21 protein-coding genes and 4 tRNA genes are annotated in these 26493 nt (G+C 66.6%); 9 read left to right on the forward strand and 16 right to left on the reverse strand.

Annotation, left to right across the window (positions count from 1 at the left end; translation table 11 throughout):
• Positions 1 to 298: 298 nt before the first annotated feature.
• The 12 genes from rpoC to M2351_RS10285 form a co-directional block, all read right to left on the reverse strand.
• A complete protein-coding gene (gene rpoC, locus M2351_RS10230; RefSeq protein ID WP_264655978.1) occupies positions 299 to 4468 on the reverse strand; it encodes a DNA-directed RNA polymerase subunit beta' in 4170 nt (1389 codons plus the stop codon).
• A gap of 99 nt (positions 4469 to 4567) precedes the next feature.
• Positions 4568 to 8761, reverse strand: coding sequence for a DNA-directed RNA polymerase subunit beta (gene rpoB, locus M2351_RS10235; RefSeq protein WP_264655979.1), 4194 nt, complete (start codon positions 8759 to 8761; stop codon positions 4568 to 4570).
• 253 nt (positions 8762 to 9014) lie between these two features.
• Positions 9015 to 9392 carry a 50S ribosomal protein L7/L12 gene (gene rplL, locus M2351_RS10240; RefSeq protein ID WP_264655980.1) on the reverse strand — a complete coding sequence of 126 codons (378 nt, stop codon included), beginning with the start codon at positions 9390 to 9392 and terminating at the stop codon, positions 9015 to 9017.
• A gap of 57 nt (positions 9393 to 9449) precedes the next feature.
• The gene (gene rplJ / locus M2351_RS10245) at positions 9450 to 9968 is read right to left on the reverse strand and encodes a 50S ribosomal protein L10 (RefSeq protein WP_264655981.1); all 519 of its coding nucleotides are present in this window, start codon (positions 9966 to 9968) and stop codon (positions 9450 to 9452) included.
• A 266-nt stretch (positions 9969 to 10234) separates the two neighbouring features.
• Positions 10235 to 10939 carry a 50S ribosomal protein L1 gene (gene rplA / locus M2351_RS10250; RefSeq protein WP_209773865.1) on the reverse strand — a complete coding sequence of 235 codons (705 nt, stop codon included), beginning with the start codon at positions 10937 to 10939 and terminating at the stop codon, positions 10235 to 10237.
• Positions 10940 to 10943: 4 nt separating this feature from the next.
• Positions 10944 to 11378, reverse strand: coding sequence for a 50S ribosomal protein L11 (gene rplK / locus M2351_RS10255; protein ID WP_209773868.1), 435 nt, complete (start codon positions 11376 to 11378; stop codon positions 10944 to 10946).
• Positions 11379 to 11512: 134 nt separating this feature from the next.
• Positions 11513 to 12043 carry a transcription termination/antitermination protein NusG gene (gene nusG / locus M2351_RS10260; RefSeq protein WP_209773870.1) on the reverse strand — a complete coding sequence of 177 codons (531 nt, stop codon included), beginning with the start codon at positions 12041 to 12043 and terminating at the stop codon, positions 11513 to 11515.
• 5 nt (positions 12044 to 12048) lie between these two features.
• Complete coding sequence (secE, locus tag M2351_RS10265; RefSeq protein ID WP_209773871.1) at positions 12049 to 12246, reverse strand: preprotein translocase subunit SecE; 198 nt, start codon at positions 12244 to 12246, stop codon at positions 12049 to 12051.
• A gap of 68 nt (positions 12247 to 12314) precedes the next feature.
• Positions 12315 to 12390, reverse strand: a tRNA-Trp gene (locus M2351_RS10270).
• Between the two features lie 180 nt (positions 12391 to 12570).
• Entirely contained in the window at positions 12571 to 13761 is a 1191-nt protein-coding gene (gene tuf / locus M2351_RS10275) for an elongation factor Tu (protein WP_264655976.1), read from the reverse strand.
• An 80-nt stretch (positions 13762 to 13841) separates the two neighbouring features.
• Positions 13842 to 13915: transfer RNA gene (locus M2351_RS10280), tRNA-Gly, on the reverse strand.
• A gap of 64 nt (positions 13916 to 13979) precedes the next feature.
• A tRNA-Tyr gene (locus M2351_RS10285) sits at positions 13980 to 14065 on the reverse strand.
• A gap of 144 nt (positions 14066 to 14209) precedes the next feature.
• Between M2351_RS10285 and rlmB the strand changes: the two genes are divergently transcribed.
• Positions 14210 to 15118 carry a 23S rRNA (guanosine(2251)-2'-O)-methyltransferase RlmB gene (gene rlmB / locus M2351_RS10290; RefSeq protein WP_264655982.1) on the forward strand — a complete coding sequence of 303 codons (909 nt, stop codon included), beginning with the start codon at positions 14210 to 14212 and terminating at the stop codon, positions 15116 to 15118.
• A gap of 27 nt (positions 15119 to 15145) precedes the next feature.
• On the opposite strand, the gene M2351_RS10295 is transcribed toward rlmB, so the two are convergent.
• Positions 15146 to 17116, reverse strand: a complete 1971-nt coding sequence (locus M2351_RS10295) for a bifunctional 2',3'-cyclic-nucleotide 2'-phosphodiesterase/3'-nucleotidase (protein WP_264655983.1) — start codon at positions 17114 to 17116, stop codon at positions 15146 to 15148.
• 256 nt (positions 17117 to 17372) lie between these two features.
• On the opposite strand from M2351_RS10295, the gene M2351_RS10300 reads away from it, so the two are divergent.
• From M2351_RS10300 to M2351_RS10315, 4 genes are all read left to right on the forward strand, one after another.
• Positions 17373 to 17448: transfer RNA gene (locus M2351_RS10300), tRNA-Thr, on the forward strand.
• 137 nt (positions 17449 to 17585) lie between these two features.
• Positions 17586 to 19292: a DUF6538 domain-containing protein gene (locus M2351_RS10305; RefSeq protein WP_264655984.1), complete on the forward strand. Its 1707-nt coding sequence runs from the start codon at positions 17586 to 17588 to the stop codon at positions 19290 to 19292.
• Between the two features lie 81 nt (positions 19293 to 19373).
• A complete protein-coding gene (locus M2351_RS10310; RefSeq protein WP_264655985.1) occupies positions 19374 to 19547 on the forward strand; it encodes a hypothetical protein in 174 nt (57 codons plus the stop codon).
• Between the two features lie 113 nt (positions 19548 to 19660).
• Complete coding sequence (locus M2351_RS10315; protein ID WP_264655986.1) at positions 19661 to 20353, forward strand: recombinase family protein; 693 nt, start codon at positions 19661 to 19663, stop codon at positions 20351 to 20353.
• 423 nt (positions 20354 to 20776) lie between these two features.
• On the opposite strand, the gene M2351_RS10320 is transcribed toward M2351_RS10315, so the two are convergent.
• Both M2351_RS10320 and M2351_RS10325 read right to left on the reverse strand, forming a co-directional pair.
• Complete coding sequence (locus M2351_RS10320) at positions 20777 to 21142, reverse strand: hypothetical protein (protein WP_264655987.1); 366 nt, start codon at positions 21140 to 21142, stop codon at positions 20777 to 20779.
• A gap of 630 nt (positions 21143 to 21772) precedes the next feature.
• Positions 21773 to 22180, reverse strand: a complete 408-nt coding sequence (locus M2351_RS10325) for a hypothetical protein (protein ID WP_264655988.1) — start codon at positions 22178 to 22180, stop codon at positions 21773 to 21775.
• A 307-nt stretch (positions 22181 to 22487) separates the two neighbouring features.
• Between M2351_RS10325 and M2351_RS10330 the strand changes: the two genes are divergently transcribed.
• From M2351_RS10330 to M2351_RS10345, 4 genes are read left to right on the forward strand one after another with little or no spacing between them, the layout of a single operon-like run.
• The gene (locus M2351_RS10330; protein ID WP_264655989.1) at positions 22488 to 22784 is read left to right on the forward strand and encodes a hypothetical protein; all 297 of its coding nucleotides are present in this window, start codon (positions 22488 to 22490) and stop codon (positions 22782 to 22784) included.
• A 21-nt stretch (positions 22785 to 22805) separates the two neighbouring features.
• Entirely contained in the window at positions 22806 to 23258 is a 453-nt protein-coding gene (locus M2351_RS10335) for a hypothetical protein (RefSeq protein WP_264655990.1), read from the forward strand.
• 55 nt (positions 23259 to 23313) lie between these two features.
• The gene (locus tag M2351_RS10340) at positions 23314 to 23778 is read left to right on the forward strand and encodes a hypothetical protein (RefSeq protein WP_264655991.1); all 465 of its coding nucleotides are present in this window, start codon (positions 23314 to 23316) and stop codon (positions 23776 to 23778) included.
• The gene (locus M2351_RS10345; RefSeq protein ID WP_264655992.1) at positions 23775 to 24176 is read left to right on the forward strand and encodes a hypothetical protein; all 402 of its coding nucleotides are present in this window, start codon (positions 23775 to 23777) and stop codon (positions 24174 to 24176) included. The genes M2351_RS10340 and M2351_RS10345 overlap by 4 nt, the downstream gene beginning before the upstream one ends.
• Before the next feature lie 262 nt (positions 24177 to 24438).
• On the opposite strand, the gene M2351_RS10350 is transcribed toward M2351_RS10345, so the two are convergent.
• A complete protein-coding gene (locus tag M2351_RS10350) occupies positions 24439 to 26409 on the reverse strand; it encodes a hybrid sensor histidine kinase/response regulator (RefSeq protein WP_264655993.1) in 1971 nt (656 codons plus the stop codon).
• Positions 26410 to 26493 lie beyond the last annotated feature (84 nt).

The following is a 26493-nucleotide window of genomic DNA, read 5'->3' on the forward strand; positions in this document are numbered from 1 at the left end:
CTGCGAAGCCCGGAAGGCTTCGAGCGGGCCCGATGGTCGCTCGCCGTCGGACGGGTCCTTCGGCAATGTCGCTTGGGTCTCGATTGGACGCCGGGGGGAGAAGCACGCAGGCCGCTCCGAGGGTCCTTTCGAAGTTCGCGGACTATATGGGGAGCCCCCTGCTCCGTCAAGCGCGCAAATGACGGTTTTGGGTACCGCTGTCGCCCGCGCCGCGAGTCCGCCGCAGCGGGTCCGCCGTAAAAGCGAAGGGCGCGTCCGTTGCCGAACGCGCCCCTGCCCTACCCTATAAAGCCGGCCGTCAGGCCGCGGTGCTCTCGCCCGGCTGCGGCAGGGCCGGCGCCTCTTCCTCGCCTCCAGCAGCGATCGAAGCTTCGCGGTCGCGCTCCGCGGCGATCTGCTTCAGGCGATTGACGACGGAGCCCGTGCCGGCCGGGATCAGGCGGCCGACGATGACGTTCTCCTTGAGGCCTTCCAGGTTGTCGGTCTTGCCCGACACCGCCGCTTCCGTGAGGACGCGGGTGGTTTCCTGGAACGACGCCGCGGAGATGAAGGACCGGGTCTGCAGCGAGGCCTTGGTGATGCCCTGCAGGACCGGATGGCCGCTAGCGGGCTTGAGGCCCTCGCCGACCGTCTTCTCGTTCTCCTCGTCGAACTCCTGCCGATCGACCTGCTCGCCCACCAGGAAGGTGGTCTCGCCGGCGTCGGTGATCTCGACCTTCTGCAGCATCTGGCGGACGATCACCTCGATGTGCTTGTCGTTGATCTTCACGCCCTGCAGTCGATAGACGTCCTGGATCTCGTTGATGAGGTAGTTGGCCAGGGCCTCCACGCCCATCACCGACAGGATGTCGTGCGGGACGGGGTTGCCGTCCATCAGCAGGTCGCCGCGCTGGACATAGTCACCCTCCTGCACGGAGATGTGCTTGCCCTTCGGGATCAGGTACTCGCGCTCGTCACCCGTCTCGTCGTTGCGCACGACGATGCGGCGCTTGGTCTTGTAGTCCTTGCCGAACTCCACGCGTCCGTCGAGGTCCGAGATGATCGCGAAGTCCTTCGGACGGCGCGCCTCGAACAACTCGGCCACACGCGGCAGACCGCCCGTGATGTCGCGGGTCTTGGACGACTCGCGGGGAATACGGGCCAGCACGTCACCAGCCTTCACATGGGCGCCGTTCTCCACGGAGAGGATCGCGTCCACCGACATGAAGTAGCGGGCCTCCAGGCCATTGGCGAGCGTGATCACCTCGCCCCGCTCGTCACGCAGCGTGATGCGCGGCTTCAGGTCCGCACCGCGCGGCTGCTGGCGCCAGTCGACGACCACCTTGGACGAGATGCCGGTCGCCTCGTCCATCACCTCGCGCACGGAGATGCCTTCCACGAGGTCGACGTAGTGGGCGGTACCCTCGCGCTCGGTGATGATCGGCAGGGTGTAGGGGTCCCACTCGGCCAGCTTGTGACCGCGCGTGACCTTCACACCCTCGTCGGCAAGAAGCTTGGCGCCGTAGGGAACGCGGTGGCGCGCCCGCTCGCGGCCCTGCTCGTCGAGCAGCACCACCTCGGTGCTGCGGCCCATGACAACCGGGATGCCCGAGGAGTTGATGACGACGTTGCGGTTGTGGATCCGCACCGTGGCGTCGAACGCCGCCTCCACTTGGCTCTGCTCCGCGCCGCGCTGCGCCGCGCCACCGATGTGGAACGTGCGCATCGTCAGCTGCGTGCCCGGCTCGCCGATCGACTGGGCGGCGATGACGCCGACCGCCTCGCCGACGTTGACCAGCGTGCCGCGGGCCAGATCGCGGCCGTAGCACTTGGCGCAGACGCCGTCCTTGGTCTCGCAGGTCAGGACCGAGCGGATCTTGACGCTGTCGATGCCCGACCGCTCGATGCGGTCGACCGTCGGCTCATCGATAAGGCCGGCGTCCGGCACGATCAGTTCGCCGTTCAGCGGGTCGATCAGGTCGCCCACCGCCGTGCGGCCGAGGATGCGGTCGCCCAGCGGGGAGATGACCTCGCCGCCGTCGATGACCGCCTTGACCGTGATGCCCTTGTCGGTGCCGCAATCGGTCTCGACGATGATGGCGTCCTGCGCCACGTCGACGAGACGACGGGTCAGGTAACCGGAGTTCGCCGTCTTCAGCGCGGTGTCGGCCAGTCCCTTGCGGGCGCCGTGGGTGGAGTTGAAGTACTCCAGCACGGTCAGGCCTTCCTTGAAGTTCGAGATGATCGGCGTCTCGATGATCTCGCCCGACGGCTTGGCCATCAGGCCGCGCATACCCGCCAGCTGGCGGATCTGGGCGGCGGAGCCACGCGCACCGGAGTGGGCCATCATGTACACAGAGTTGACCGGCTTGCCCGGGGCGGTGTCGGAGATGACCTTCATCATCTCCGTGGCCACCTTCTCGGTGCACTCCGACCACACGTCGACGACCTTGTTGTACTTCTCGCCCTGGGTGATCAGGCCATCGAGGTACTGCTGCTCGAACTCCTTGACGCGCTCCTTGCTGTCATTGACCAGCTTCTTCTTCGCCTCCGGGATGACCATGTCATCCTTGCCGAAGGAGATGCCGGCGCGGCAGGCGTGGCCGAAGCCGAGCTTCATCAGCCGGTCGGCGAAGATCACCGTCTCCTTCTGACCGCAATGGCGGTAGACGGCGTCGATGACATTGCCGACGTCCTTCTTGGTCAGCAGGCGGTTGATCAGCGCGAAGGGCACGGCCGGGTTGCGCGGCAGGATTTCCGACAGCAGCATGCGGCCCGGCGTGGTCTCCACGATGGTGGTGACCGGTGTGCCTTCCGAGTCGACGCCGTTGTAGCGGGCCTTCACCTTGGCATGCAGCGTCACGACCTTGGCGTCCAGCGCCTGCTCGATCTCGCCGACGTTGGCGAAGGTCATGCCCTCGCCCTTCTCGCCCGGCCGCTCCATCGTGATGTAGTAGAGACCCAGGACGATGTCCTGGGACGGCACGATGATCGGCTTGCCGTTGGCGGGCGACAGGATGTTGTTGGTCGACATCATCAGCACGCGCGCTTCCAGCTGGGCCTCAAGGCTCAGCGGAACGTGCACGGCCATCTGGTCGCCGTCGAAGTCCGCGTTGAAGGCGGTGCAGACCAGCGGGTGCAGCTGGATCGCCTTGCCCTCGATCAGCGTCGGCTCGAAGGCCTGGATGCCCAGGCGGTGCAGCGTCGGTGCGCGGTTCAGCATCACCGGATGCTCGCGGATAACCTCTTCGAGGATGTCCCACACCTCGGGACGCTCCTTCTCGACCATACGCTTGGCGGCCTTGATGGTCGAGGCGAGGCCGTACAGCTCCAGCTTCGCGTAGATGAAGGGCTTGAACAGCTCCAGCGCCATCTTCTTCGGCAGGCCGCACTGGTGCAGCTTCAGCTCCGGGCCGACCACGATGACCGAACGGCCGGAGTAGTCGACGCGCTTGCCGAGCAGGTTCTGACGGAAGCGGCCCTGCTTGCCCTTCAGCATGTCGGACAGCGACTTCAGCGGACGCTTGTTGGCGCCGGTGATGACGCGGCCGCGGCGGCCGTTGTCGAACAGAGCGTCGACGGCCTCCTGCAGCATGCGCTTCTCGTTGCGCACGATGATGTCCGGCGCCTTCAGCTCGATCAGCCGCTTCAGGCGGTTGTTGCGGTTGATGACCCGGCGGTACAGGTCGTTCAGGTCGGACGTGGCGAAGCGGCCGCCGTCCAGCGGGACGAGCGGGCGCAGCTCCGGCGGAATCACCGGAATGACTTCCAGGATCATCCATTCCGGACGCGACTGCGACGACAGGAAGGCGTCGATCAGCTTCAGCCGCTTCACGAGCTTCTTGCGCTTGGCCTCGGACGAGGTGTCGCGCAGCTCCTCACGACAGGTCTTCTTCTCCTCCTCCATGTCGAGCGCCGACAGCATGATGCGCAGCGCTTCGGCACCGATGGAGGCGGTGAAAGCGTCCTCGCCATACTCGTCCTGAGCGGCGACGAACTCCTCCTCGCTGAGGAGCTGGTGCAACTTCAGCGGGGTCAGGCCGGGCTCGATGACGACGTAGTTTTCGAAATAGAGGATGCGCTCCAGGTCCTTGAGCGTCATGTCGAGCAGCAGGCCGATGCGGCTCGGCAGGGACTTCAGGAACCAGATGTGAGCGACCGGCGAGGCCAGCTCGATGTGGCCCATGCGCTCGCGCCGGACCTTGGACAGCGTCACCTCGACGCCGCACTTCTCACAGATGATGCCGCGGTACTTCATGCGCTTGTACTTGCCACACAAGCACTCGTAGTCCTTGATCGGTCCGAAGATGCGGGCGCAGAACAGGCCGTCGCGCTCGGGCTTGAAAGTGCGATAGTTGATGGTTTCCGGCTTCTTGATCTCGCCGAACGACCAGGACCGGATCCGCTCGGGGCTCGCGATCTGGATGCGGATCTGATCGAAGCTCTGGGGACCCTGGACCTGGCCGAAAATGTTCATCAACTCGTTCATGACCGTCTCCCGCTGGCAGCGCCGCGTTGTCGGTTAAGGGCAGTTCTCGCCGGAAGGGGCCTACATGGCTCCCGTTCCGGCGAGTTCAAGTCTTTGGGGTCAGTACGACCGCTGGTTCAGCTCGACGTTCAGGCCAAGGGAGCGCAATTCCTTGACCAGAACGTTGAAGGACTCAGGGATGCCCGCCTCGAAGTTGTCGTCGCCGCGGACGATCGCTTCGTAGACCTTGGTGCGGCCGGACACGTCGTCCGACTTGACCGTGAGCATTTCCTGCAGCGTGTAGGCGGCGCCGTACGCCTCAAGGGCCCACACCTCCATCTCACCGAAGCGCTGGCCGCCGAACTGGGCCTTGCCGCCGAGCGGCTGCTGGGTGACCAGCGAGTATGGGCCGATCGAACGCGCGTGGATCTTGTCGTCCACGAGGTGGTGCAGCTTCAGCATGTAGATGTAGCCGACGGTGACCTTGCGGTCGAAGGTCTCGCCGGTGCGGCCGTCGATCAGCGTCACCTGGCCCGACCGGTCGAGACCGGCCATCTCCAGGTGGCGGCAGATGTCGTCCTCGCGGGCGCCGTCGAAAACCGGCGTCGCAAAGGGCACGCCCTTGCGCAGGTTGCCGCCCAGCTCCAGCAGCTCGCCTTCGGTCATGTCGGCGATCTGATCGTTGTAGATCTTCTCGCCGTAGCTGTCCTTCAGCGTGATCCGCAGCTTCTCGATGCCCTGAGCCGGGTCGCCCTTGCCCTTGGTCGCGAGGCGGTACTGGTCGATGGCGCGGCCGATCTGCTTGCCTAGGCCCGCCGACGCCCAGCCCAGGTGCGTCTCCAGGATCTGGCCGATGTTCATGCGCGACGGCACGCCCAGCGGGTTCAGCACGAGGTCGACCGGCTGGCCGTCCTCCAGATACGGCATGTCCTCCTGCGGCAGGATGCGGGACACCACACCCTTGTTGCCGTGGCGGCCGGCCATCTTGTCGCCCGGCTGCAGCTTGCGCTTCACCGCGACGAAGACCTTGACCATCTTCATCACGCCCGGCGGCAGCTCGTCGCCCCGCTGCAGCTTCTCGACCTTGTTCTCGAAGCGGTTCTGCAGCGCCTGGATGCTGTCGTCGAAGACCTTGCCCAGGTTCTCGACCGTCTCCATCACCTGCTCATTGTCGATGGAAATCTGGCGCCACTGCCCCCTGGTCAGGTTGGCCAACTCGGCCTCGGTCAGCACCGTGCCGGCCTTCATGCCCTTCGGGCCGGACTGCGCGGTCTGGCCGAGGATGACCTCCTTCAGGCGGGTGTAGAAGCTGCGCTCCAGAATCGCGCGCTCGTCGTCGCGGTCCTTGGCCAGCTTCTCGATCTCCGCCCGCTCGATGGCGAGCGCGCGCTCGTCCTTGTCGACGCCGCGGCGGCTGAACACGCGGACCTCGACGATGGTACCGGCCACGCCCGGCGGCAGGCGCAGCGAGGTGTCGCGGACGTCGGACGCCTTCTCGCCGAAGATGGCGCGCAGCAGCTTCTCTTCCGGCGTCATCGGGCTCTCGCCCTTCGGCGTGACCTTGCCGACCAGGATGTCGCCGGGGCGGACCTCGGCACCGATGTAGACGATGCCGGCCTCGTCGAGGTTCTTGAGGGCTTCCTCACCGACGTTGGGAATGTCGCGGGTGATTTCCTCCTGGCCCAGCTTGGTGTCGCGGGCCATGACTTCGAACTCCTCGATGTGGATCGAGGTGAAGACGTCGTCCTTGACGATGCGCTCGTTGATGAGGATCGAGTCCTCGAAGTTGTAGCCGTTCCACGGCATGAACGCGACGAGCACGTTCCGGCCGAGCGCCAGCTCGCCCAGTTCCGTCGAAGGGCCGTCGGCGATGATGTCGCCGGCCGCCACGCGGTCGCCCACCTTCACCAGCGGACGCTGGGTGATGCAGGTGTTCTGGTTGGAGCGCTGGAACTTCAGCAGGTTGTAGATGTCGACACCCGGCGCGGTGCTGTCGGACGCGTCGGTGGCGCGCACCACGATGCGGGTGGCGTCGATCTGGTCGACGATGCCCTTGCGCTTGGCGACGATGGTCACGCCGCTGTCGCGGGCGACCGTGGCCTCCATGCCCGTGCCGACCAGCGGCGCGTCGGCCTTGACCAGCGGCACCGCCTGGCGCTGCATGTTCGAGCCCATCAGCGCGCGGTTGGCGTCGTCGTTCTCCAGGAACGGGATCAGCGCCGCGGCGACGGACACCAGCTGCTTCGGCGACACGTCGATCAGGTCGATCGCCTCGGGCCGGAACATCAGGTATTCCCCGCCCTGCCGGCACGACACGAGGTCGGCGGCAAAGCGGTTGTCAGCGTCCAGCTCGGCGTTGGCCTGCGCGACGACATAGCGCCCCTCCTCCATGGCGGAGAGGTAGACCACCTCGTCGGTGACGCGGCCGTCGGCAACCTTGCGGTACGGGCTCTCGATGAAGCCGTACTGGTTGACGCGGGCGTAGGTCGCCAGCGAGTTGATCAGGCCGATGTTCGGACCTTCGGGCGTTTCAATCGGGCAGATGCGGCCGTAGTGCGTCGGGTGCACGTCGCGCACCTCGAAGCCGGCACGCTCGCGGGTCAGACCGCCCGGCCCGAGGGCCGAGAGACGACGCTTGTGCGTAATCTCGGACAGCGGGTTGGTCTGGTCCATGAACTGCGACAGCTGCGAGGAGCCGAAGAACTCGCGGACCGCGGCCGCCGCCGGCTTGGCGTTGATCAGGTCGTGCGGCATGACCGTGTCGATCTCGACCGAGGACATGCGCTCGCGGATCGCGCGCTCCATGCGCAGCAGGCCGACGCGGTACTGGTTCTCCATCAGCTCGCCGACCGAGCGGACGCGGCGGTTGCCGAGGTGGTCGATGTCGTCGATCTCGCCGCGGCCGTCCTTCAGGTTTACCAGGACCTTCAGGATCGACAGGATGTCGTCCTTGCGCAGCACGCGCATCTGGTCGTCGGTCTTGAAGTTCAGGCGCGCGTTCATCTTCACGCGACCCACGGCCGACAGGTCGTAGCGCTCGCTGTCGAAGAACAGGCCGGCGAACAGCGCTTCGGCCGACTCCAGGGTCGGCGGCTCGCCCGGGCGCATGACGCGGTAGATGTCGATCAGCGCGTCCTCGCGGGACGCGTTGCGGTCGGCGGCCATCGTGTTGCGGATGTAAGCGCCGACGTTGAGGTGGTCGATCGCCAGCACCGGCAGCTCGTCGACGCCGGCCTTCTCCAGCTTGTCGAGATCGCTCGCCGACAATTCGTCACCGGCTTCGAACAGGACTTCGCCCGTCCGTTCGTTGATGATGTCGACGGCGAGGTAGCGGCCGGTAAGCTCCTCGGTCGAGACGAGCTGCTCGGCCAGGCCGCCCTCGACCAGCTTCTTGATCAGGCGCGGGGTCATCTTGGTCCCGGCCTCGGCGACGACCTGGCCCGAAGCGGCGTCCACGAGGTCGGAGGCGATCTTCACGCCCTTCATGCGGTCGGCGTTGAAGGGGGTCTTCCAGCCGCCGGACGCGCGCGCATAGGTGATGGTGTCGTAGAAGAAGTTGAGGATCTCCTCCTTCGACATGCCCTGCGCCTCATAGGGCAGCAGGTCCTTCTTCGACGCCTTCCGCTCGGCGCGCAGGGCCGCGGTGTCCGCGCCGTCGAGCGCGAACAGCAGCGTGGTGGCCGGCAGCTTGCGGCGGCGGTCGATGCGCACGTAGACGAGGTCCTTGGCGTCGAACTCGAAGTCGAGCCAGGAGCCGCGGTACGGGATGACGCGGGCGGCGAAGAGGTACTTGCCCGACGAGTGGGTCTTGCCCTTGTCGTGGTCGAAGAAGACGCCCGGCGAACGGTGCATCTGGGAGACGATGACGCGCTCGGTGCCGTTGATGATGAAGGTGCCGTTCGCCGTCATCAGGGGCATGTCGCCCATGTAGACGTCCTGCTCCTTGATGTCGCGGATGGAGCGCAGGCCGGTGTCCTCTTCCACGTCGAAGACGGAGAGGCGGAGCGTCACCTTCAGCGGCGCCGCGAAGGTCATGCCGCGCTGCTGGCACTCCTCCACGTCGTACTTCGGCGGCTCAAGCTCGTACTTTACGAAATCGAGGACGGCGCGGTCGGAAAAATCCTTGATCGGGAAGACCGACCGGAAGACCTCCTGCAGGCCCAGGTTGGCGCGCTTCTCCGGCGCCACATCCATCTGCAGGAAGTGGTCGTAGGAGCTGCGCTGCACCTCGATGAGGTTGGGCATCTGGGTGACTTCCGGGATGCGCCCGAAGCTCTTCCGAACACGCTTTCGACCCGTAAAGGATTTGGCCATGGATGTCCCCAAACGTCTGTATCGTGAAGTACGCTCGACCTGGATACGCGCGACCTGGATAGGCTCGATTGAAACTAAGCGGCACCGGGGTCCGGCGGTGATCGTGCGAACCGCCCCCTAGGTGGGGACGGAAAGAGCCGGACCGGGAAGCCCGGTCCGGTGGAAGGCAGAAAACGCCGTGCGGCGGCAGGCCCCATCTGGGACCGGCCGCCGTCCGGCGTGGATATGTCTTATCCGTCGCAGCAAGACGGTCTTACTTAATATCGACCTTCGCGCCGGCCTCTTCAAGCTGCTTCTTGATCTTGGCGGCCTCGTCCTTCGAAACGCCTTCCTTGACGTTCTTCGGGGCGCCCTCGACCAGGTCCTTGGCCTCCTTCAGGCCCAGGCCGGTGATGGCGCGGACTTCCTTGATCACGTTGATCTTCTTGTCGCCGGCGTCGGCGAGGATCACGTTGAACTCGGTCTGCTCCTCAACCGGGGCAGCGGCGGCGGCCGGGCCGGCGGCGGCGGCAACGGCCACCGGAGCGGCGGCGGAAACGCCCCACTTCTCTTCCAACAGCTTCGAGAGCTCAGCGGCCTCGATGACGGTCAGGGCCGAGAGATCGTCGACCAGCTTCTGCAGATCAGCCATTTTGATACTCCAACAACTCGAATTTCTGGGTTTGGTAGACTGTCAGACTTGAGCGGCTCAGGCCGCCTCGTCCTTCTTCGCGTAGGCCGCCAGAACGCGGGCGACCTGGCCGCCCGGCGCCTGGAGAACGCCGGCGATGCGAGTCGCCGGGGTCTGGATCATGCCCACGAGCTTGGCACGCAGTTCGTCCAGCGACGGGAGCGTGGCGAGAGCCTTGACTCCCTCCGCGTCGAGAACCTGGTTGCCGAGAGCGGCACCGATGATCTGGAGCTTGTCGTTGGACTTGGCGTAGTCGGCCACCACCTTGGCGGCCGCGACGGGGTCCTTCGAGTAAGCGATCGCGGTCGGTCCCTTGAAGAGACCGTCCAGGCCTTCGAACTGCGTGCCCAGAAGGGCGCGGCGGGCGAGCCGGTTCTTCGTCACCTTGAAGCCAGCGCCCGCGGCCCGCACCTTGCCGCGCAGGTCGGTGACTTCCGCCACCGTCAGGCCGAGATGGCGGGTGACCACCACAAGGCCCGTGTCCTGCAGCTTGGTTTGCAGGTCCGCGATCGTCGCTTCTTTTTGTGTACGATCCACGGATCGCCTCCTTGCACAGAGGTTTACGAGAAGCCCCTCCCCTAGCGGTTCAGGGCTCCGGCGAACCTGTCCCAGAAGTTCGAGCCGTTCCTTGGCGGCAAGGCCGCTTGGTTAACGGTTCAACTCCTGTCTGCTCTGGCGGGATTAAGCCGGCGCTTGATAGGCGGCACCGGCACCAGCGGTCTTGGACAGGGTGGGCGCCCCGCGAGGGGGACACCCGATCATCGCCGGGAACCGAGGGCCCCGGCGATGAAACTCACGGCAACTCAGGCCTGGGCGGCCAGAGTGGCGAGGTCGAGCTTCAGGCCCGGGCCCATGGTCGAGGACAGCGAGACCTTCTCGATGTACTGGCCCTTGGCACCGGTCGGCTTGGCGCGGCCAATCGCGTCCACGAAGGCGCGAATGTTCTGCACCAGGGCCTCTTCCGAGAAGCTGGCCTTGCCGACGCCGGCGTGCACGATGCCGGTCTTCTCGGCGCGGAACTCCACGGCGCCGGCCTTGGCGGCCTTGACGGCGCCGGCGACGTCCGGGGTCACGGTGCCGAGCTTCGGGTTCGGCATCAGGCCGCGCGGGCCGAGGACCTTACCGAGCTTGCCGACGACGCCCATCATGTCCGGGGACGCGATGCAGCGGTCGAAGTCGATGTTGCCGGCCAGGATCTTCTCGGCCAGGTCGTCGCCGCCGACGATGTCGGCACCGGCGGCCAGGGCCTCGTCGGCCTTCGGGCCCGGACGGACGAACACGGCGACGCGGACGGTCTTGCCCGTGCCGTTCGGCAGGTTGACGACGCCGCGGACCATCTGGTCGGCGTGGCGCGGGTCGATGCCCAGGTTCATGGCGATCTCGATGGTCTCATCGAACTTCGCCTTGGGCAGGCCCTTCAGGAGGGTGACGGCGTCCTCGAGCTTGTAGAACGCGTCGCGATCGACCTTCTTGATGCTGTCGGTCAGGCGCTTTCCGAGCTTGGCCATGGGGTCAGCCCTCCACCACTTCGAGGCCCATCGAGCGGGCGGAGCCGGCGATCATCTTCGCGGCCGCCTCGACGTCGTGGGCGTTCAGGTCTTTCATCTTCTTGGTGGCGATGTCGCGCACCTGGTCCATCGTCACCTTGCCGACGAAACCGCCCTTGCCCGGGGTCTGCGAGCCCTTGTCCAGGCTGGCGGCCTTCTTCAGGAAGTAGCTGACCGGCGGGGTCTTGGTCACGAAGGTGAAGGTGCGGTCGCCGTAGGCCGTGATGACCACCGGGATCGGCATGCCGACCTCGAGGTCCGCGGTCTTGGCGTTGAACGCCTTGCAGAACTCCATGATGTTCAGGCCGCGCTGGCCGAGCGCCGGGCCGATGGGCGGCGACGGGTTCGCCTTGCCGGCCGGGACCTGCAGCTTGATGTAGCCGACGATTTTCTTTGCCATGTCACAACCTCCAGATACGACGCCACGATAGCCTGTGTGGCGTCGCGGGGTTTTGCGGTGCGGCTATGGCGGGCCTTCCGCAGCAGAAAGAAGCACGTGACTGATCATCACGTGCTTCGGGAAAACGAGTGTGTTCAGACCTTCTCGACCTGGGTGTACTCCAGCTCGACCGGCGTGGAGCGGCCGAAGATGGACACCGCCACCTTGAGGCGGGCCTTTTCCTCGTCGACTTCCTCGACGACGCCGTTGAAGGAGGTGAAGGGGCCGTCGCTCACACGAACCTGCTCGCCCACCTCGAAGGTGATCGAGGGCTTGGGGCGCTCAAAGCCTTCCTGCACCTGATGGATGATCCGCTCGGCTTCGCGCTGGCTGATCGGCTGTGGCTTGCCGCCGCCGCCCAGGAAGCCGGTGACCTTCGGCGTGTTCTTCACGAGATGCCAGGACTCGTCCGTCAGATCCATCTTGATCAGGACGTAGCCGGGGAAGAACTTCCGCTCGGTGTTGATCTTGGAACCCCGGCGCACTTCGACCACTTCCTCGGTCGGGACCAGGATTTCCTCGAACTTGTCCTCCAGCCCCTTTTGGGCCGCCTTCTCGCGGATGGACTGGGAGACCTTCTTTTCGAAGCCCGAGTAAACGTGTACGACGTACCAGCGCGCGGCCATGTCGGTCAGGCTCCCAGCCCAAGAATCGTTCGGACGGAGAACGCCAGAACCTGGTCCACGACGAGGAAGAAGAGTGCCGCCACCACCACCATGACGAACACCATGGCGGTCGTCACGCCGGTCTCCTTGCGGGTCGGCCAAGTCACCTTGGCCACCTCGCGGCGGACCTCGCGCGCGAATTCTGCGGGATTCACTTTAGCCATCGTAGACCGTGCGAGCTCCGGTGCGTCTTCTGGGCGGAACTAGGCGCCCACTTTTTGTTGGAGACGGGTGGCAGGAGTGGAGGGGCTCGAACCCCCAGCCCCCGGTTTTGGAGACCGGTGCTCTACCAATTGAGCTACACTCCTAACGCCGTCCGGCTCTACCCCCCTTGGGGGAGCGGAGCTTATAGCGCATCGCCGCGGGACCTGCCAGTCTTTTCACCGGCCTTTCGACCGATTTTCAGACCAACCGCCAGCGGGCAACCCATCAGCCAAAAACCTCCGCCGCCAATCCTGGGATCGGCGGCGGAGGCTCGGCTCAGACCCTTACTTGATGATCGAGGCGACGACGCCGGCGCCAACCGTGCGACCACCCTCGCGGATGGCGAAACGCAGCCCCTCGTCCATGGCGATCGGAGCGATCAGCTCGACTTCCATGGAGATGTTGTCGCCCGGCATCACCATCTCGGTGCCTTCCGGCAGCTTCACCATGCCCGTCACGTCCGTGGTGCGGAAGTAGAACTGCGGGCGGTAGTTGGTGAAAAACGGCGTGTGGCGGCCACCCTCTTCCTTGGTCAGGATGTAGGCCTCGGCCTTGAAGGTGGTGTGCGGGGTGATGCTGCCCGGCTTGGCCAGGACCTGGCCGCGCTCGACGTCCTCACGCTTGGTGCCGCGCAGCAGCGCGCCGATGTTGTCGCCGGCCTCACCGGAGTCGAGCAGCTTGCGGAACATCTCCACGCCGGTCACGGTCGTCTTGACCGTCGCCTTCAGGCCGACGATCTCGACTTCCTCGCCGACCTTGACGATGCCGCGCTCGACGCGCCCGGTCACCACGGTGCCGCGGCCGGAGATCGAGAACACGTCCTCGATCGGCATCAGGAACGGACGGTCCTTCGGACGCTCCGGCTGCGGGATGTACTGGTCGACCTCGGCCATCAGCTTCAGGATGGCGTCACGGCCGATCTCCGGCTGCTTGTCCTCCAGCGCGCACAGCGCCGAGCCCTTGACGATCGGAATGTCGTCGCCCGGGAACTGGTAGGAGGACAGCAGCTCGCGCACCTCCATCTCGACCAGCTCGAGCAGCTCCGGATCGTCGACCATGTCGACCTTGTTCATGAACACCACCAGCGCCGGCACGCCGACCTGGCGGGCCAGCAGGATGTGCTCGCGCGTCTGCGGCATCGGGCCGTCGGCGGCCGACACGACCAGGATGGCGCCGTCCATCTGCGCCGCACCCGTGATCATGTTCTTCACGTAGTCGGCGTGGCCCGGGCAGTCCACGTGCGCGTAGTGGCGGTTGGTCGTCTCGTACTCGACGTGCGCCGTCGAGATCGTGATGCCGCGCGCCTTCTCCTCCGGAGCCTTGTCGATCTGGTCGTAGGCCGTGAAGGTCGCGCCGCCGCTCTCGGCCAGCACCTTCGTGATCGCCGCCGTCAGCGACGTCTTGCCGTGGTCGACGTGGCCGATCGTGCCAATGTTGCAGTGCGGCTTGTTCCGCTCAAACTTTGCCTTCGCCATCGCTTTGGTCTTTCGTTCCCGACGTTCCGGACGCACACAATGGCCCGGCCGAGATCGATGTTTCCCTATGCGCGCGGGATTGGAGCGGGTGAGGGGAATCGAACCCCCGTCGTAAGCTTGGAAGGCTTCTGCTCTACCATTGAGCTACACCCGCCTGCCACGCCCCGCCCGGCGCTATCGACCGGGAAATGCGATCACGGACAAGCCGTGGACGGTAGTGGTGGAAGGGGCTGGATTCGAACCAGCGTACGCGTACGCGGGCAGATTTACAGTCTGCTGCCTTTAACCACTCGGCCACCCTTCCTCAGTCCGCTGCGGGACGTGCCCGCCGCGGAGTTCGGCACTATGAGAATTTTTCGGGCCTTGTCAACACGTCTGAAGCGGTCCAAACCAGAAATGTGAAAATTAGCCCGTTGGGGCTGCGCCCCACCCTCTTCCGCCGGATGCCATGACCCGCAAGACCAAGCCCCTCCCCCCTTCCGGCCGAGCCGACAGCCGCCCGGAGTCCGCCCACAGGAACAGCGCCGAAGGCCGTCAAGAAGGCCGTCCGGAGGGGCGGCCAGAAGGACGGTCCGGCGGGCGCTCGCAAGGCGGCCGCCAGCAGGGCGGGCGCGGCGCGCAGGGCGTGCTGCTCTACGGCCTGCACCCGGTCAGCGCGGCCCTGCTGAACCCAGAGCGGCGCGTCCACCGGCTGATGGCGACCGAGTCGGGACGCACGGCGCTGGAGCCGGTGCTGGCCCAGGCCAAGGCCCGCGGGCTCACCCTGCCCGGCCTGATGCCGGCGGACCGCATGGACCTTGACCGCATGCTGCCGCCGGGCGCCGTGCACCAGGGCGTGGCGCTCGACGTGGCGCCCCTGCCGGAGGTTGGGATCGAGGACATCTGCGCGGAGTCCGACTCGGACCCGTCGGCCCTGGTCGTGGTGCTGGACCAGGTGACCGACCCGCACAATGTCGGCGCGATCCTGCGCTCCGCCTCGGCCTTCGGCGCCAAGGCGGTGGTGGTGACAGAGCGTCACGCGCCGGAGACGACCGGCGTGCTGGCCAAGAGCGCGTCGGGCGCCTTGGAGGCGGTGCCGCTGGTGCGCGTGACCAACCTCGCCCGCGCGCTGGCCGACCTCCAGCAGGCAGGCTTCTGGACGGTCGGCCTCGCCGAGTCGGGCGACAAGACGCTGGCCCAGTGCAACCTCACCGGCCGCACCGCGCTCGTCCTCGGCGCCGAGGGCAGCGGGCTGCGCCGCCTGACCATGGAGCGGTGCGACCTGATCGCACGGCTGCCCACCCAGGGGCCGGTCGGCAGCCTGAACGTCTCCAACGCCGCGGCGGTGGCCCTGTACGAGGTGGCGCGGCTGCGCTGACGCCGCACCCTCCCCTTCAGGCTCTGCCTACTTCCCGAACTTGATCGCGTACTTGGCGAAGCCGTTGGCGGCCTCGCCGGCCGCGGCGATCCGCCCATCGGCCGGCAGGACGTCCTTGGCCTTGGGCGACGACTCGAAGGTCACCAGCGGGTTGCCGTCCAGCCGGGCGAAGGTCCAGTTGCCGTCGGACGACGGGTTGATGGTCTTCTGGTCGTAGATGTAGCTGATCAGGGCGGTGCGGTTCTCGTCCGGCGCCTCGATGGCGATGTTCTTGCCGTCGAGCGCCGGGAACTTGCCGCCGCCACCGGCGCGGTAGTTGTTGGTCGCCACCAGGAACTTGCGCGCGCCGTCGATCGGCTTGCCCTGGTAGGCCAGGTTCTTGATGCGGTGCGCCTCCGGGTGCACGACCTTACCGTCCATGTCGTAGCGCCAGGGCTGGCTGAGGTCGATCTCGTAGGTCACACCGTCGATGACGTCGAAGTTGAAGGACGGGAAGCCGGCGTTCAGCAACGGCTGCTCCTCCGTCTTCTTCGGGTCGATGGTGTTGAACATGCCGGCCGACATCTCCAGCCAATCCCGCACCTCGTCGCCGGTCACCACGACGGCGCGCAGCGTGTTGGGGTAGAGGTAGAGGTCGGCGGCGTTGCGGATGGCGATCGGCCCCGCCGGCACATCGGTGTAATAATCGGCGCCGCCGCGCCCGCCCGCCTTGAAGGGCGCGCCGGCCGACAGGATCGGCAGCTTTTCCAGGTCGGTGCCTTTGACCAGCCGCTGCACGTACCAGGTCTGCGCGTTGGTGACGATCTGGATGGAGGGGTCGTCCTGCACCAGGGCGAAGTAGCTCTGGATGCGCGCGGTGGTCTCGCCGACCGGCTTGCGGACATAGGCGAGCGTCTCCTCATGGATTGCCTTGGCGCCCTGCTCCACCTCCGGGTCCGAGTCGACCAACGCGACGCGCTGCTTGTCCTTCAGCTCGGAGATCGGGCGGGTCGCGGTCTGGGCATCCGCGACCTTCCACTTGCCGCCATCCTTCTCCAGCACGAGGTCCACGACGCCGAGGTGGCTGCCCCAGAAGCCGGGCATGACCACCGGCTTGCCGTTCACCGTGCCCTTCTCGATGTCCGCGCCGGGCAGCTTGGCGTAGATCGGGCCCGGGAAGACGTTGTGCTGGTGCCCGGTCAGCAGGGCGTCCAGCCCCTCCACCTGCGTCAGGTGATAGGCGGCGTTCTCCTCGCCCTCCTGGGGCGGCTCGGCGGACAGGCCGCTGTGGGCCAGCGCCACGACGAGGTCGGCACCCTCGGCGCGCATGCGCGGGACCAGCGCCTTCGCCGTCTCCACGATATCGTGGGCGACCGCCTTGCCCTGCAGGTTGCTCTTGTCCCAGTTGACGATCTGCGGCGGGGCGAAGCCGATGACGCCGACCTTCAGCACCTGCTCCTTCCCGGCCTCGTCGATGACCTTGGACTCGAGAATCCGGTATTGCTCGAAATAGGGCTTGTCGTTGGACGGGTCCGCATCACCATCCGCGCGGTAGACGTTGGCCGAGACGATGGGGAAAGCGGCACCGGCCATCACCGTCGCCAGGAAGTCCAGGCCGTAGTTAAACTCGTGGTTGCCCAGCGTGCCGGCCGTGTAGTCCAACTGGTTCAGCGCCTTGTAGACCGGGTGCACCTCGCCCGGCTTCAGCCCCTTCTCGCGCGCCACATAGTCGCCCAGGGGGTTGCCCTGGATCGTGTCGCCGTCGCCGAACAGCAGCGTGTTCTTCGCCTCAGCCCGGGCCTTGCGGATCAGCGTCGCGGTGCGCGCCAGCCCCTGCGAGGGGTCTTCCTTGTCGCTGTAGTAGTTGTACGGGAAGATCGAGTCGTGCAGATCGCTCGTCTCCAGGATCCGCAGCTTCACCGTGCTTTCGGCGGCCAGGGCGGAACCGGCGAGCGTCGGCGCGGTCAATGCCGTCGACGCGGCAAGCGCCAGCGCGAACAAGGCGGATGTGGGCTTCATGACGTCTCCCGGTGTTGGCGTTTGCGGTGCGCCTGTGTGTTGTGTCTAACCGTGTCTCTGCGGGTGTCTCTGCGGGTGTCTCTGCGGGCTTGCGGGCGGTCAACGCCGCGGCCCTCCCTGGGTGAAACTGTCACCCAACGTGGGCTGCCCCGCAACCGATCCGTCGGTGCCCATGCCGTTGCGCCGGCAAATGCGGAGCTGATGCTTGTCCCCGGCGGCGCGGGGCGCTAAGTTATGCGCCCGCCGCGAGCGGAGCGCCGGTTTAGCTCAGTTGGTAGAGCAGCGGTTTTGTAAACCGAAGGTCGCGGGTTCGAGCCCTGCAACCGGCACCACACTTTCCCTAAGTATTTCAATGGCCTAGTGAAAGCAGACCTCGGCGACGGCCCCGGAAGGGGTTGTCCACGCCGACGGTCCACGCGGCCGGTCCACGTGCGGAATGTGGCTAGGTGGACACATCGAGAGGTGTGTCGTGTCGAATCGATTCCTGCGCAGCGTCGGCGGCCGGCGGATTTTTCGTCGCAGAATTCCCACGGACCTCATTGATCGCTTTGGCGGCCAGCGCGAGATTGTCCGCTCATTGGGCGCCCTGCCCCACGCCGAGGCCATCGCCAAGGCTCGGCGCCTCACCGTCGCCACCGACCGGTTGTTCCAGATGATCGCCAGAAAGCCCGAGCTGGACCGCGAGCAGATCGCCGAGCTCGCCGAGGAGTTTTTCGCCGAGCTGGTCGAAGATTTCGACCGCGCACGCCGACGTGACTTCTCGGACATCGACCACCTAGAACAAGCGCAGCACAGCGCCGACAGGCGCGCGGACGGGGCGATGGAGCTCTTGAGGTTCAACGACACCTCGGCTGCGGCCGAGGCCGCCCAAGCGCTATTGGAGGCTCACGGCATCGCCGTGGACCGGGCCTCCCCGGCTTTCGCCGACCTCTCCCGCGCCGTCCTGCGCGCCTACGCCGAGGCCGCTCGCATCCAGGCTGCGCGCGTCGGCGGCGACTACACAGTGCGTCCGTCCGACCCGCTGTTGGCCCGCGCGCTCACTGCGGAGCGGCAGCCGCAAAGGCAGAAGAAGGGCCTGCCGACGCTCTCCGAGGCGTGGGGGCGGTTCTCGGCCGAGAAGATCAAGGCCAGCTCGTGGCGCCCGTCTATGGCCCACGACGCCGAGCAGGCCCTTGCCTTGTTCACCGAGTCGGCCGGCGACAGGCGCCTGGACCGCTACGAGCGGACGGACGTGTCGTCGTTCGTGGCGATGCTCCAGGCCCTCCCCGCCCATCGCAGCAAGAAGCCGGCCTTCAAGGGGAAGTCGCTCGCCGAGCTGGTGGCGATGACGAAGGCGGACCCGTCGCTAGAGACTCTGGCGCCCAAGACCGTCAAGAAATACGCCAACCTTGTGTCCTCATTCTTCGGCTGGGGCGTCGCTCAGGGCTACATCCGCGAGAACATCGCCAGCGCCGTCTACCGTGCGCCGAAGCGCACCGTGCGCCGGAATGAGGAGCGCGACGCCTGGAGCGGCGAGCAGCTTAAGACCCTGTTCAGCTCGCCGCTCTACCAGGGCGCCAAGAGCACGACCAGGCGCAGCGAGTCGGGCGCCGTCGTCGTGCGCGACGCCGACTGGTGGCTGCCCGTCCTCGGCCTGTTCCACCCCTGCCGGCTGGAGGAGCTGGCCCAGCTTCGTGTCGAGGACGTGAAGGAGCAGGACGGCATCCTCTACTTCGACATCCACGCCGACGATAGTGACGGCGACGACAAGGTGCCCGGCCGACGGCTCAAGTCGCTCGCCGCCGTGCGCAAGGTTCCCGTCCATCATGTCGCCCTGGAGCTGGGATTCCAGGAATACGTCGCCGAGCGGCGCCGCAAAGGCGACGTGATGCTCTGGCCCGAGCTGGAGCCGGGCGGCATCGCCCAGCGCTACGGGTTCGCCTACAGCAAGCGGTTCGGGCGCTACCGGAAGGCCGTGGGCCTTGACGGCGTGGACTTCCATAGCCTCAGGCACAACAGCATCACAGCCCTAGTCCAGTCGCAGGTGCACCCCGACATCATCAGCGCGCTATCGGGCCATGAGGTGCCCGGCGAGCGCGGGCGCTACTCGAAGGGTGCTGACCTGCCCGACCTCAAGACGGCGATCGACAGAATCATGTATCCCGGCATCAACGTGGCCGTGATAGCGAAGCCCTGAACTTTCGACGAGGCACAATCACAATCGACATACGTCGCCAGACAGACATGAAGTTTGCCCACATTGCTGTTAGAGTCTTGCATGAGCGACAGAGAACTGTTTGAGCACTCGCGCAGACTCCGTGAAAAGGTCCGGCAGCTTCTCGAAGAGAGCCGGACCTTGATGGTGCTGTTGCATCAGAGGAATGCTGCAGCGCGCAGGGACCGCGCGCTGCAGCATTCCTCTGCCGATGAGGATGAAGGCGCTTCGCGCTGACAGGGATTCCATAACCGAATCCCTGCGATTCCAAAACCGCAGGTCTCTAACAGCCAAGCCTCCGTTACATTTCATCGCAACGGACGTAGCGATTGTGTGTAACGGAGGCGACGATGGGCAAGACCGGCAGCAAGTACATCAGCTACCTGCGCGTCAGCACCGACCGGCAGGGCCGTTCCGGTCTCGGCATCGACGCCCAGCGCGAGACGGTCACACGCACCATCGGCCGTACGGCGGACAAGGAGTTCGTCGAGACGGAGTCCGGCAGGAACAACGAACGCCCGGCGCTGCGCGAGGCGCTGGCCGCCTGCCGTGTTCACCGTGCCGTGCTGGTCATCGCCAAGCTGGACCGCCTCTCGCGCAACCAGCGCTTCCTGATGGAGTTGATCGACAACAAGGACGTGGAGGTCATCTTCTGTGACCTGCCGCAGATCCCGAAGGGGCCGGCCGGCCGGTTCATGTTGCAGCAGATGGCCGCCGTCGCCGAGCTGGAGGCCGGCCTTATCAGCGAGCGCACCAAGGCCGCGCTGGCCGCTAAGGTGGCGCGTGACGGCCAGTGGGACCGCAACGCCAAGCACCACCTGGTCGCCGGAGCCGGACAGAAGGCGGCCACGGCCGCGGTGAAGGCCAAGGCCACGCAGATCGCCTCCGACCTCTCCCCGGTGATCGCCGACATCCAGGCGGCCGGCCACGCCACGCTGCGCGCCATCGCGGCCGAGCTGAACAGCCGTGGCATCCCGACTGCGCGCGGTGGCGAGTGGAGCGCCGTGCAGGTGCAGCGCGTCATGCAGCGCGCCGTTGCATGACTGGACAGAAACGGCGAAGGGCGCTCGGTGTGGGCGCCCTTCGCTTGTCCAGTACAGCGCGGGCAATTGGACGGCGACCACGGTTCCCCGCGCGCTCATCAAAGCCGCATGAACACCGCTCGCCAAACGGGACCGGAGAATCTGAAAGGAGATGACGGGACAACCGCCCCCTCATATGGTGGACCTACTCCCGGCGGCGACCTAGGAAATCACGCCGGGAGTAGTGCACAGTAACAGCCAAGAGAGGCCAGTATGGTAATTCTGACCGTTAAGCTGTTTGGGTGGGCCATCGACGTGAAAGTCCGCCGGACCCGCAGGCAAGAATAGGTTGATAGGGCGCGGGATGCAATCTGCATCCCGCCCCTAACTTTTGGCGCTCGTCCCCCGCATTACGCCGGTCAAGGCTTAGGCCATCCTCAGCCGTCAGTGCACGACAGGCCGTTCCTGTACCTCCAGCAGCGCCAGCTGGCGCTGGCCTTCGGCAACGCGGCGTTCCAGGTCTACGAGCGCTTGCTCGTGCGCTTCCGTAGCGCGCGCCGTCTCGGTCATCAGCGCCACAAGCTCCGCGTTCTGCGTATCCAGCTCGACCAGGCGCACGCGGTTCCGCTCGATCCCGTCCAGGGCAGCTGTAACCGCATCAGGAGTTGCAGCTCCTATCAGGTCAACAGCGCGACCACGCAGGAAGGCTGACAGACCACCATCCCGGACCATGCATTCGAGCACGTCCTCAATGTCTTCCGGGCTCATACCTCGAAGATCAGAAACATCAAACTCAATGCGGGCGCGCATATGCGTCTCCATGCTGAAGCGATAGACCTCTGTGACATGCCGTGATAACTTTTGAGGTGTGGCATTCCGCCGCACTTTCATCGCTGAATGACAATCGATGCCACCAAGTCTTCTTGGCGAAACGCTGGGTGAGTAAAAAAATGCTCACCCCTGCCGCGGGAGAGGCTTGAACAATCTCGCCAGGGCTCTGGACGCGACAACCGCAACCAGGCGAGCCGGCGCCGATTTGCCCTGTCCGCCACTGTCCAGTATGATCGTCGTCACGAGCGGGGTGTGTGTGTGCGCACCCAAGGCTCCGTCCGGGTGCGCGTGCCACACGCCGCCCAAAACCATGCCCGGACGGGGATCGTGCAGGACCAGACCCACCGACACTTTGGCTGCGACAGGACCGACGCGACAGCGCTCGGCCCCTTGGCGCTGGCCGATTCCCGCGGCCTAGCCGGCGGCGAGGAGAGTGTCCTAGGTACCACCCCACGCATCACCTCCTCGACCACCCTCTCCTCGACCATCAAGGCGATCGACGACCAGCTGCTCGACCAAGTTACGCTCGGCATGTTCGAGGACGTGAGGCAGGAGATCGCCCTCCCGACCATCCGTCGGCTGAGCAAGCGTCAACGCCTCGACCACTACCTACGCCGGTCGATCGAACTCGCCGTCGAGCACCAGCTGTTCGACCTCCTGTTCATGACCACAAACCTGGCACCGGGCGAGCTGGTGAAGAACGCAGTCGCCGGCCTCGAGCGGCGCCTCCGTGCCATGCTCGGCGACAGGCCGTTCGTGTGGTACGGCGCGTTCATCCCCGGCAAGGGCACCATCCACCGCCACCTGCACATCGTCGTCTTCCTGCCCCGCTCCTCCAGGCCGACCGTGACCCCAAAAGCTGAGCTTCGCCTCGACGGGGAACACGCCTGGAAGTGGACGGCCTGGCGGCAGCCGGCGATCAACGCCTACGTCGAGGCGCGCCGCCAGCGCGCCCGCAAGCCCGACGCCGACATCAGCGTCGTCGTGAAGACTGTCTTCGACCTGGCGGGCCTGCACCGGTACCTCGCCGGCCGCAGGAACTTGGGCCAGCCGGGCGGCCAGCCCATCACCGCGCAGATTGTCCGCCAGAAGCCCAATGAGGGGCCTCTGGCCGTCCCAGTCACGGATGTAGTCGCCGCTCCCTCAGAACACACACAGGGGCCGGAAATCGGGCCTGGCGACACCGCCGCGAGCGCAACCTCGGCCGGCGCCTCCGACACGTCCGACCACGACCGGCTCCTCGACGACCAGGCGGTCGCCGATTTGCCAGCCGAATCCCGCTGCTGTACCATGATTGGCAAGTACAAACAGCGAGGATACGACAGTGCGCAAGTATACCCTGGCGCCGGTGACGAAGCTGGCGATCCGCAAGACCTTCGTCGCCGACAAGTCGAAGACGGACGAGGACTACAGCTCCCTCTTCGAGATCTCGAAGACGACCCTGTGCGTCGTCACGCAAGAGGTCCGCCGCGCCAAAGCCGACGCCGCGAGCATTGTGCGGGCGTTGTTCGAGAAGGAGAGCGGCGACACGTCGCCGGAGGCGTGGGACGCGGCCAATGTCGCCGCCGACCAGCTGATCGGCGCGCAGCGCGCCAAGGCCTGCCAGCGCTTCGCCGCCTAGCCCAGGAAGGACACGACCATCATGCTCATCACCGACATTATCGCCCGCGCCGGCTTCCAGGGCGACGAGTTCAACACCGCCGCTGCGATCCGCCGGAAGATCGCCGCCGACCAGCCGCTCAGCGGCGACGAGATTGCGGAGTGGCAGCAGCTTTCCGGCAAGTGGAGCACCTACGCGCAGCTGCTCGACCAACGCGACCAGGCGCAGCAGACGCAGCCCCAGGCCCAGCACGACAACGGCGTCGGCGCCGCGCTCCACGAGCTCCAGGCGGGCCGGGCGCGCAACGTCGTCCGGCGGACCCGCCGCGTCACGAACGCGCAGGCTGGCGCCACAGAATTCGTCTACGAGGACGACGGCCAGCCGGTGAAGGAGCACTACCGCAGCTCAGGCGATCGCGCCGGCCGCGGCCTGGACCGCATCGCCGCGGCATTCGAGCGCGACACGCACACTCTCCCCTCCGGCGCGCGCCGGTGACGCCATGGGCCGCAAGGACCCCTCCCGGCCCGGCCTAGCCGGCCTAGACGATGCCATGCTCGACGCGCTGGACGCGGGCACGCTCAGCGTGTCCGACGTGGCACACCAGCTCGGCGTCAGTCGGCAGGCAGTAACGAAGGCGCGGCGCAAGCTCCGCCCTGCCAGCGCCGCGCCCGCAGCGTCCGCCAGCACCACCAGCGCCCCGACCGTGGCGATCGACGCCGACGACGCCCAGGCCGCGGCCATTGCCGCTGCGCGCCTGGCGCTCCTGCGCGGCCATCAAATCCTCGGCGACCCGGCTGCGCCGTCGCCGGTCGGGCCGCAGGGCCTCAAATCCACCGTGACGGCGCTGGTGGACGCCGTGGCTCTTCTGCAGCGTCTCGGCGCGCTCGACGTGGCGCAGGCCGATGAACCGGCGCCGCTCACGGTCCGCATCATGTCGGCCGACGACGCGGACGAGCTGCGCACCCGGATTGAGGCGGATATGGCGAACATGTTCGACCCGGACGGCGCCGCATGACGCCTGCCGTCCGCCTCGCCGCGCGTCTCCTGTGGGCGACTAGGCCCGACCTGGCCCCGGCCGCCATCGCCCGGCAGCTCGGCGTCACCGCGCAGGAAGTCATCGCCTGGTGCGCCGGGTTCGAGCGGCCCGGTACCCATGCCGGAATCCTGCCGCTCCGCCGGGCCTACTTCCACGAGCTCGGCGCCCTGGCGACGTGGCAGACCTGGTGCGCCGCGCACGCCGCCGCGGTGCAGCTACTCGATCCCCACGAGGACGACCAACCAGCCGGGCCGCCGCCCGGCTGGCGCCCGCACCGAATCCGTCACTGCGACGCGCGCCAGCAGCACCAGGCCGGGCCGCGTCACCAGGCCCCAGGAGCCTGTCGTCGAGGCGCTCAGCGCCGCCGCGCGGCCTGACCCGCCCAACAGCAACCAATCAAACGGGCTTTGCTCGCCTACGCCGCGCCGCCAGTCGCGGCGCAGATTTCGCCCGTCGCATCGCCGCAACTTTCGGCAGGACCGCCTGATATGGCTGCCGGCGCCGGAGCCGTCGTCGCCGTTCTCGACCTCGACACCCGCTCCTTCCGCGTCGGCATCCAAACGGCCGAGCGCGACGGCGCCACATTCCAGTGCCAGATCGGCAGCATAGGCGCGAGCAGCTTTAGCAACGCGAGTTGCCTTAGCCGCCCGCTATCATCGCGTTGACCTTGGTGAGAAATGTTTCGATGCGGATGGGCTTGCTGAGGAGTTGGGTGTTCGGCCCCAGTGCTTCCTTGTCCATGGCGGCATTGTAGGCGTAGCCGGTCAGGAACAGCACCTTCAGACCCGGCCGCATCGCGCGGCCCATTTCGGCGAGTTGGCGCCCGTTGATGCCGGGCAGGCCAACGTCTGTCGCCAGCAGATCGATCCGCTCTTCCGAGGCGACGATCGCCGCCGCCGCGGTGCCGTCTTCGGCTTCCAGCACAGCATAGTCGCGCTCCCGCAACGCCTCCACCAGCAGCATGCGGACAATGGCTTCATCCTCCACCACGAGCACGGTGCCCCTTGCCGGCGTGTCGGGCGACTCAGGCTCGTCGGAGCGCGTCGGCTTCACCTCCTCGGCGCCGTTGTAGCGTGGCAGGTAGAGCGTCACCGTGGTGCCGCGGCCGACCTCGCTGTCGATATGTATGTGCCCGTCCGACTGACGGGCGAAGCCGTAGAGCTGGCTCAGCCCCAGGCCGGTGCCCTGGCCCAGCGGCTTGGTGGTGAAAAAGGGCTCGAAAGCGCGCGCCAGCACGTCGGGCGGCATGCCGACGCCGGTGTCGGTGACGGTCAGCCGGATGTAGTCGCCGGGCTTCAGGTTGGCATCAGCGGCGCCGGAGTTCTGGTCCAGGTGGACATTGCCGGTGGCGATGGTCAGGTGCCCGCCCTCTGGCATGGCGTCCCGCGCGTTGATGGCAAGGTTGAGCAGCGCGTTTTCGATCTGGTTGGCGTCGGCCCAGGTGGGCCACGGGGCGTCGGCTAGGGCCAGATCGACTTGCACGGCCTCGCCAACTGAGCGCTGGATCAGCTCCAGCATCCCGGTCACGAGGTCGTTGACGGCGACCCTCTCAGGCTTCAGCGGCGACCGGCGGGAGAAGGCGAGCAGGCGCTGCGTCAAAGCTGCGGCCCGGTCCACGGAAGCGCGGGTGGCCGCCACATACTTTCCCACGTCCGTCCGTCCGGCGGCGAGCCGCCGCTCCAGCAGTTCAAGGCTTCCGCCGATGGCCTGGAGCAGGTTGTTGAAGTCGTGCGCGATGCCGCCGGTCAGCTGGCCCACCGCCTCCATCTTCTGCGCCTGGAACAGGGCTTGGCGCGCCTCGTCCAGGGCGATCTGCGCCTCCCGCCGCTCCGTGATGTCGCGGGTGACCTTGCCGAAGCCGATCAGCGTGCCCTGGTCGTCGTGGATGGCGTCGATGACGACGCTCGCCCAGAAGCGGCTGCCGTCCTTGCGCAGCCGCCACCCCTCCATCTCGATGCGCCCCTCCCGCTCCGCCGTCCGCAGCGCCCGCGCCGGCAGTCCGGTGGCCCGGTCCTCCTCGGTGTAGAAGCGGGAGAAGTGCTGGCCGACGATATCCGCCGCGCTGTAGCCCTTCATGCGCTGCGCGCCGGAGTTCCAGTTGGTGACGTGCCCGGAGGTGTCGAGCATGAAGATGGCGTAGTCGGTCACGCCCTGGACCAGAAGGCGGAACCGCTCCTCACTCAGCCGCAAGGCGTCCTGCGCGGCTTTGCGCTCGGTAATGTCGCGGGTAACCTTGCCGAAGCCAATCTGCGTGCCGGAGTCGTCGCGGATGGGGACGATGACGACGCTCGCCCAAAAGCGGCTACCGTCCTTGCGGACGCGCCAGCCTTCCGTCTCGAACCGTCCTTCCGCCGTGGCGACGGCAAGGTTCCTCTGCGGCACGCCCGCCCGCTGGTCCTCCTCGGCGTAGAAGCGGCAGAAATTCTGGCCGATAATCTCGTCGGCGGTGTAGCCCTTGAACCTCTGCGCGCCCGCGTTCCAGCTGCTCACCACCCCCTGCGGGTCGAGCATGTAGATCGCATAGTCGTGCACGCTATCCACGAGCAGACGGAAATGCCGCTCGCCCGAGAGTGGCTCTAGGCCAGCGCCGGCCGGCAATACATTCGCCACAAGGATTCTCCAAGGCGTACCGAAATAAAGTTAATACATCGCCGCCACTGGTGGTGTGGTCAACTACCCAATTGGTTTGGCCGG

This window comes from Azospirillum canadense (assembly GCF_025961225.1).
Taxonomy (GTDB): Bacteria; Pseudomonadota; Alphaproteobacteria; order Azospirillales; family Azospirillaceae; genus Azospirillum; species Azospirillum canadense.

Coding starts and splice junctions, on each gene's coding strand:
- rplL (WP_264655980.1), bottom strand. CDS start 9,392: ATGGCTGATCTGCAGAAGCTGGTCGACGATCTCTCGGCCCTGACCGTC.
- rplK (WP_209773868.1), bottom strand. CDS start 11,378: ATGGCAAAGAAAATCGTCGGCTACATCAAGCTGCAGGTCCCGGCCGGC.
- M2351_RS10320 (WP_264655987.1), bottom strand. CDS start 21,142: ATGCGCGCCCGCATTGAGTTTGATGTTTCTGATCTTCGAGGTATGAGC.
- rpoC (WP_264655978.1), bottom strand. CDS start 4,468: ATGAACGAGTTGATGAACATTTTCGGCCAGGTCCAGGGTCCCCAGAGC.
- M2351_RS10345 (WP_264655992.1), top strand. CDS start 23,775: ATGACGCCTGCCGTCCGCCTCGCCGCGCGTCTCCTGTGGGCGACTAGG.
- M2351_RS10340 (WP_264655991.1), top strand. CDS start 23,314: ATGCTCGACGCGCTGGACGCGGGCACGCTCAGCGTGTCCGACGTGGCA.
- M2351_RS10295 (WP_264655983.1), bottom strand. CDS start 17,116: ATGAAGCCCACATCCGCCTTGTTCGCGCTGGCGCTTGCCGCGTCGACG.
- M2351_RS10335 (WP_264655990.1), top strand. CDS start 22,806: ATGCTCATCACCGACATTATCGCCCGCGCCGGCTTCCAGGGCGACGAG.
- nusG (WP_209773870.1), bottom strand. CDS start 12,043: ATGGCCGCGCGCTGGTACGTCGTACACGTTTACTCGGGCTTCGAAAAG.
- M2351_RS10315 (WP_264655986.1), top strand. CDS start 19,661: ATGGGCAAGACCGGCAGCAAGTACATCAGCTACCTGCGCGTCAGCACC.
- rplA (WP_209773865.1), bottom strand. CDS start 10,939: ATGGCCAAGCTCGGAAAGCGCCTGACCGACAGCATCAAGAAGGTCGAT.
- secE (WP_209773871.1), bottom strand. CDS start 12,246: ATGGCTAAAGTGAATCCCGCAGAATTCGCGCGCGAGGTCCGCCGCGAG.
- rpoB (WP_264655979.1), bottom strand. CDS start 8,761: ATGGCCAAATCCTTTACGGGTCGAAAGCGTGTTCGGAAGAGCTTCGGG.
- rlmB (WP_264655982.1), top strand. CDS start 14,210: ATGACCCGCAAGACCAAGCCCCTCCCCCCTTCCGGCCGAGCCGACAGC.
- M2351_RS10310 (WP_264655985.1), top strand. CDS start 19,374: ATGAGCGACAGAGAACTGTTTGAGCACTCGCGCAGACTCCGTGAAAAG.
- tuf (WP_264655976.1), bottom strand. CDS start 13,761: ATGGCGAAGGCAAAGTTTGAGCGGAACAAGCCGCACTGCAACATTGGC.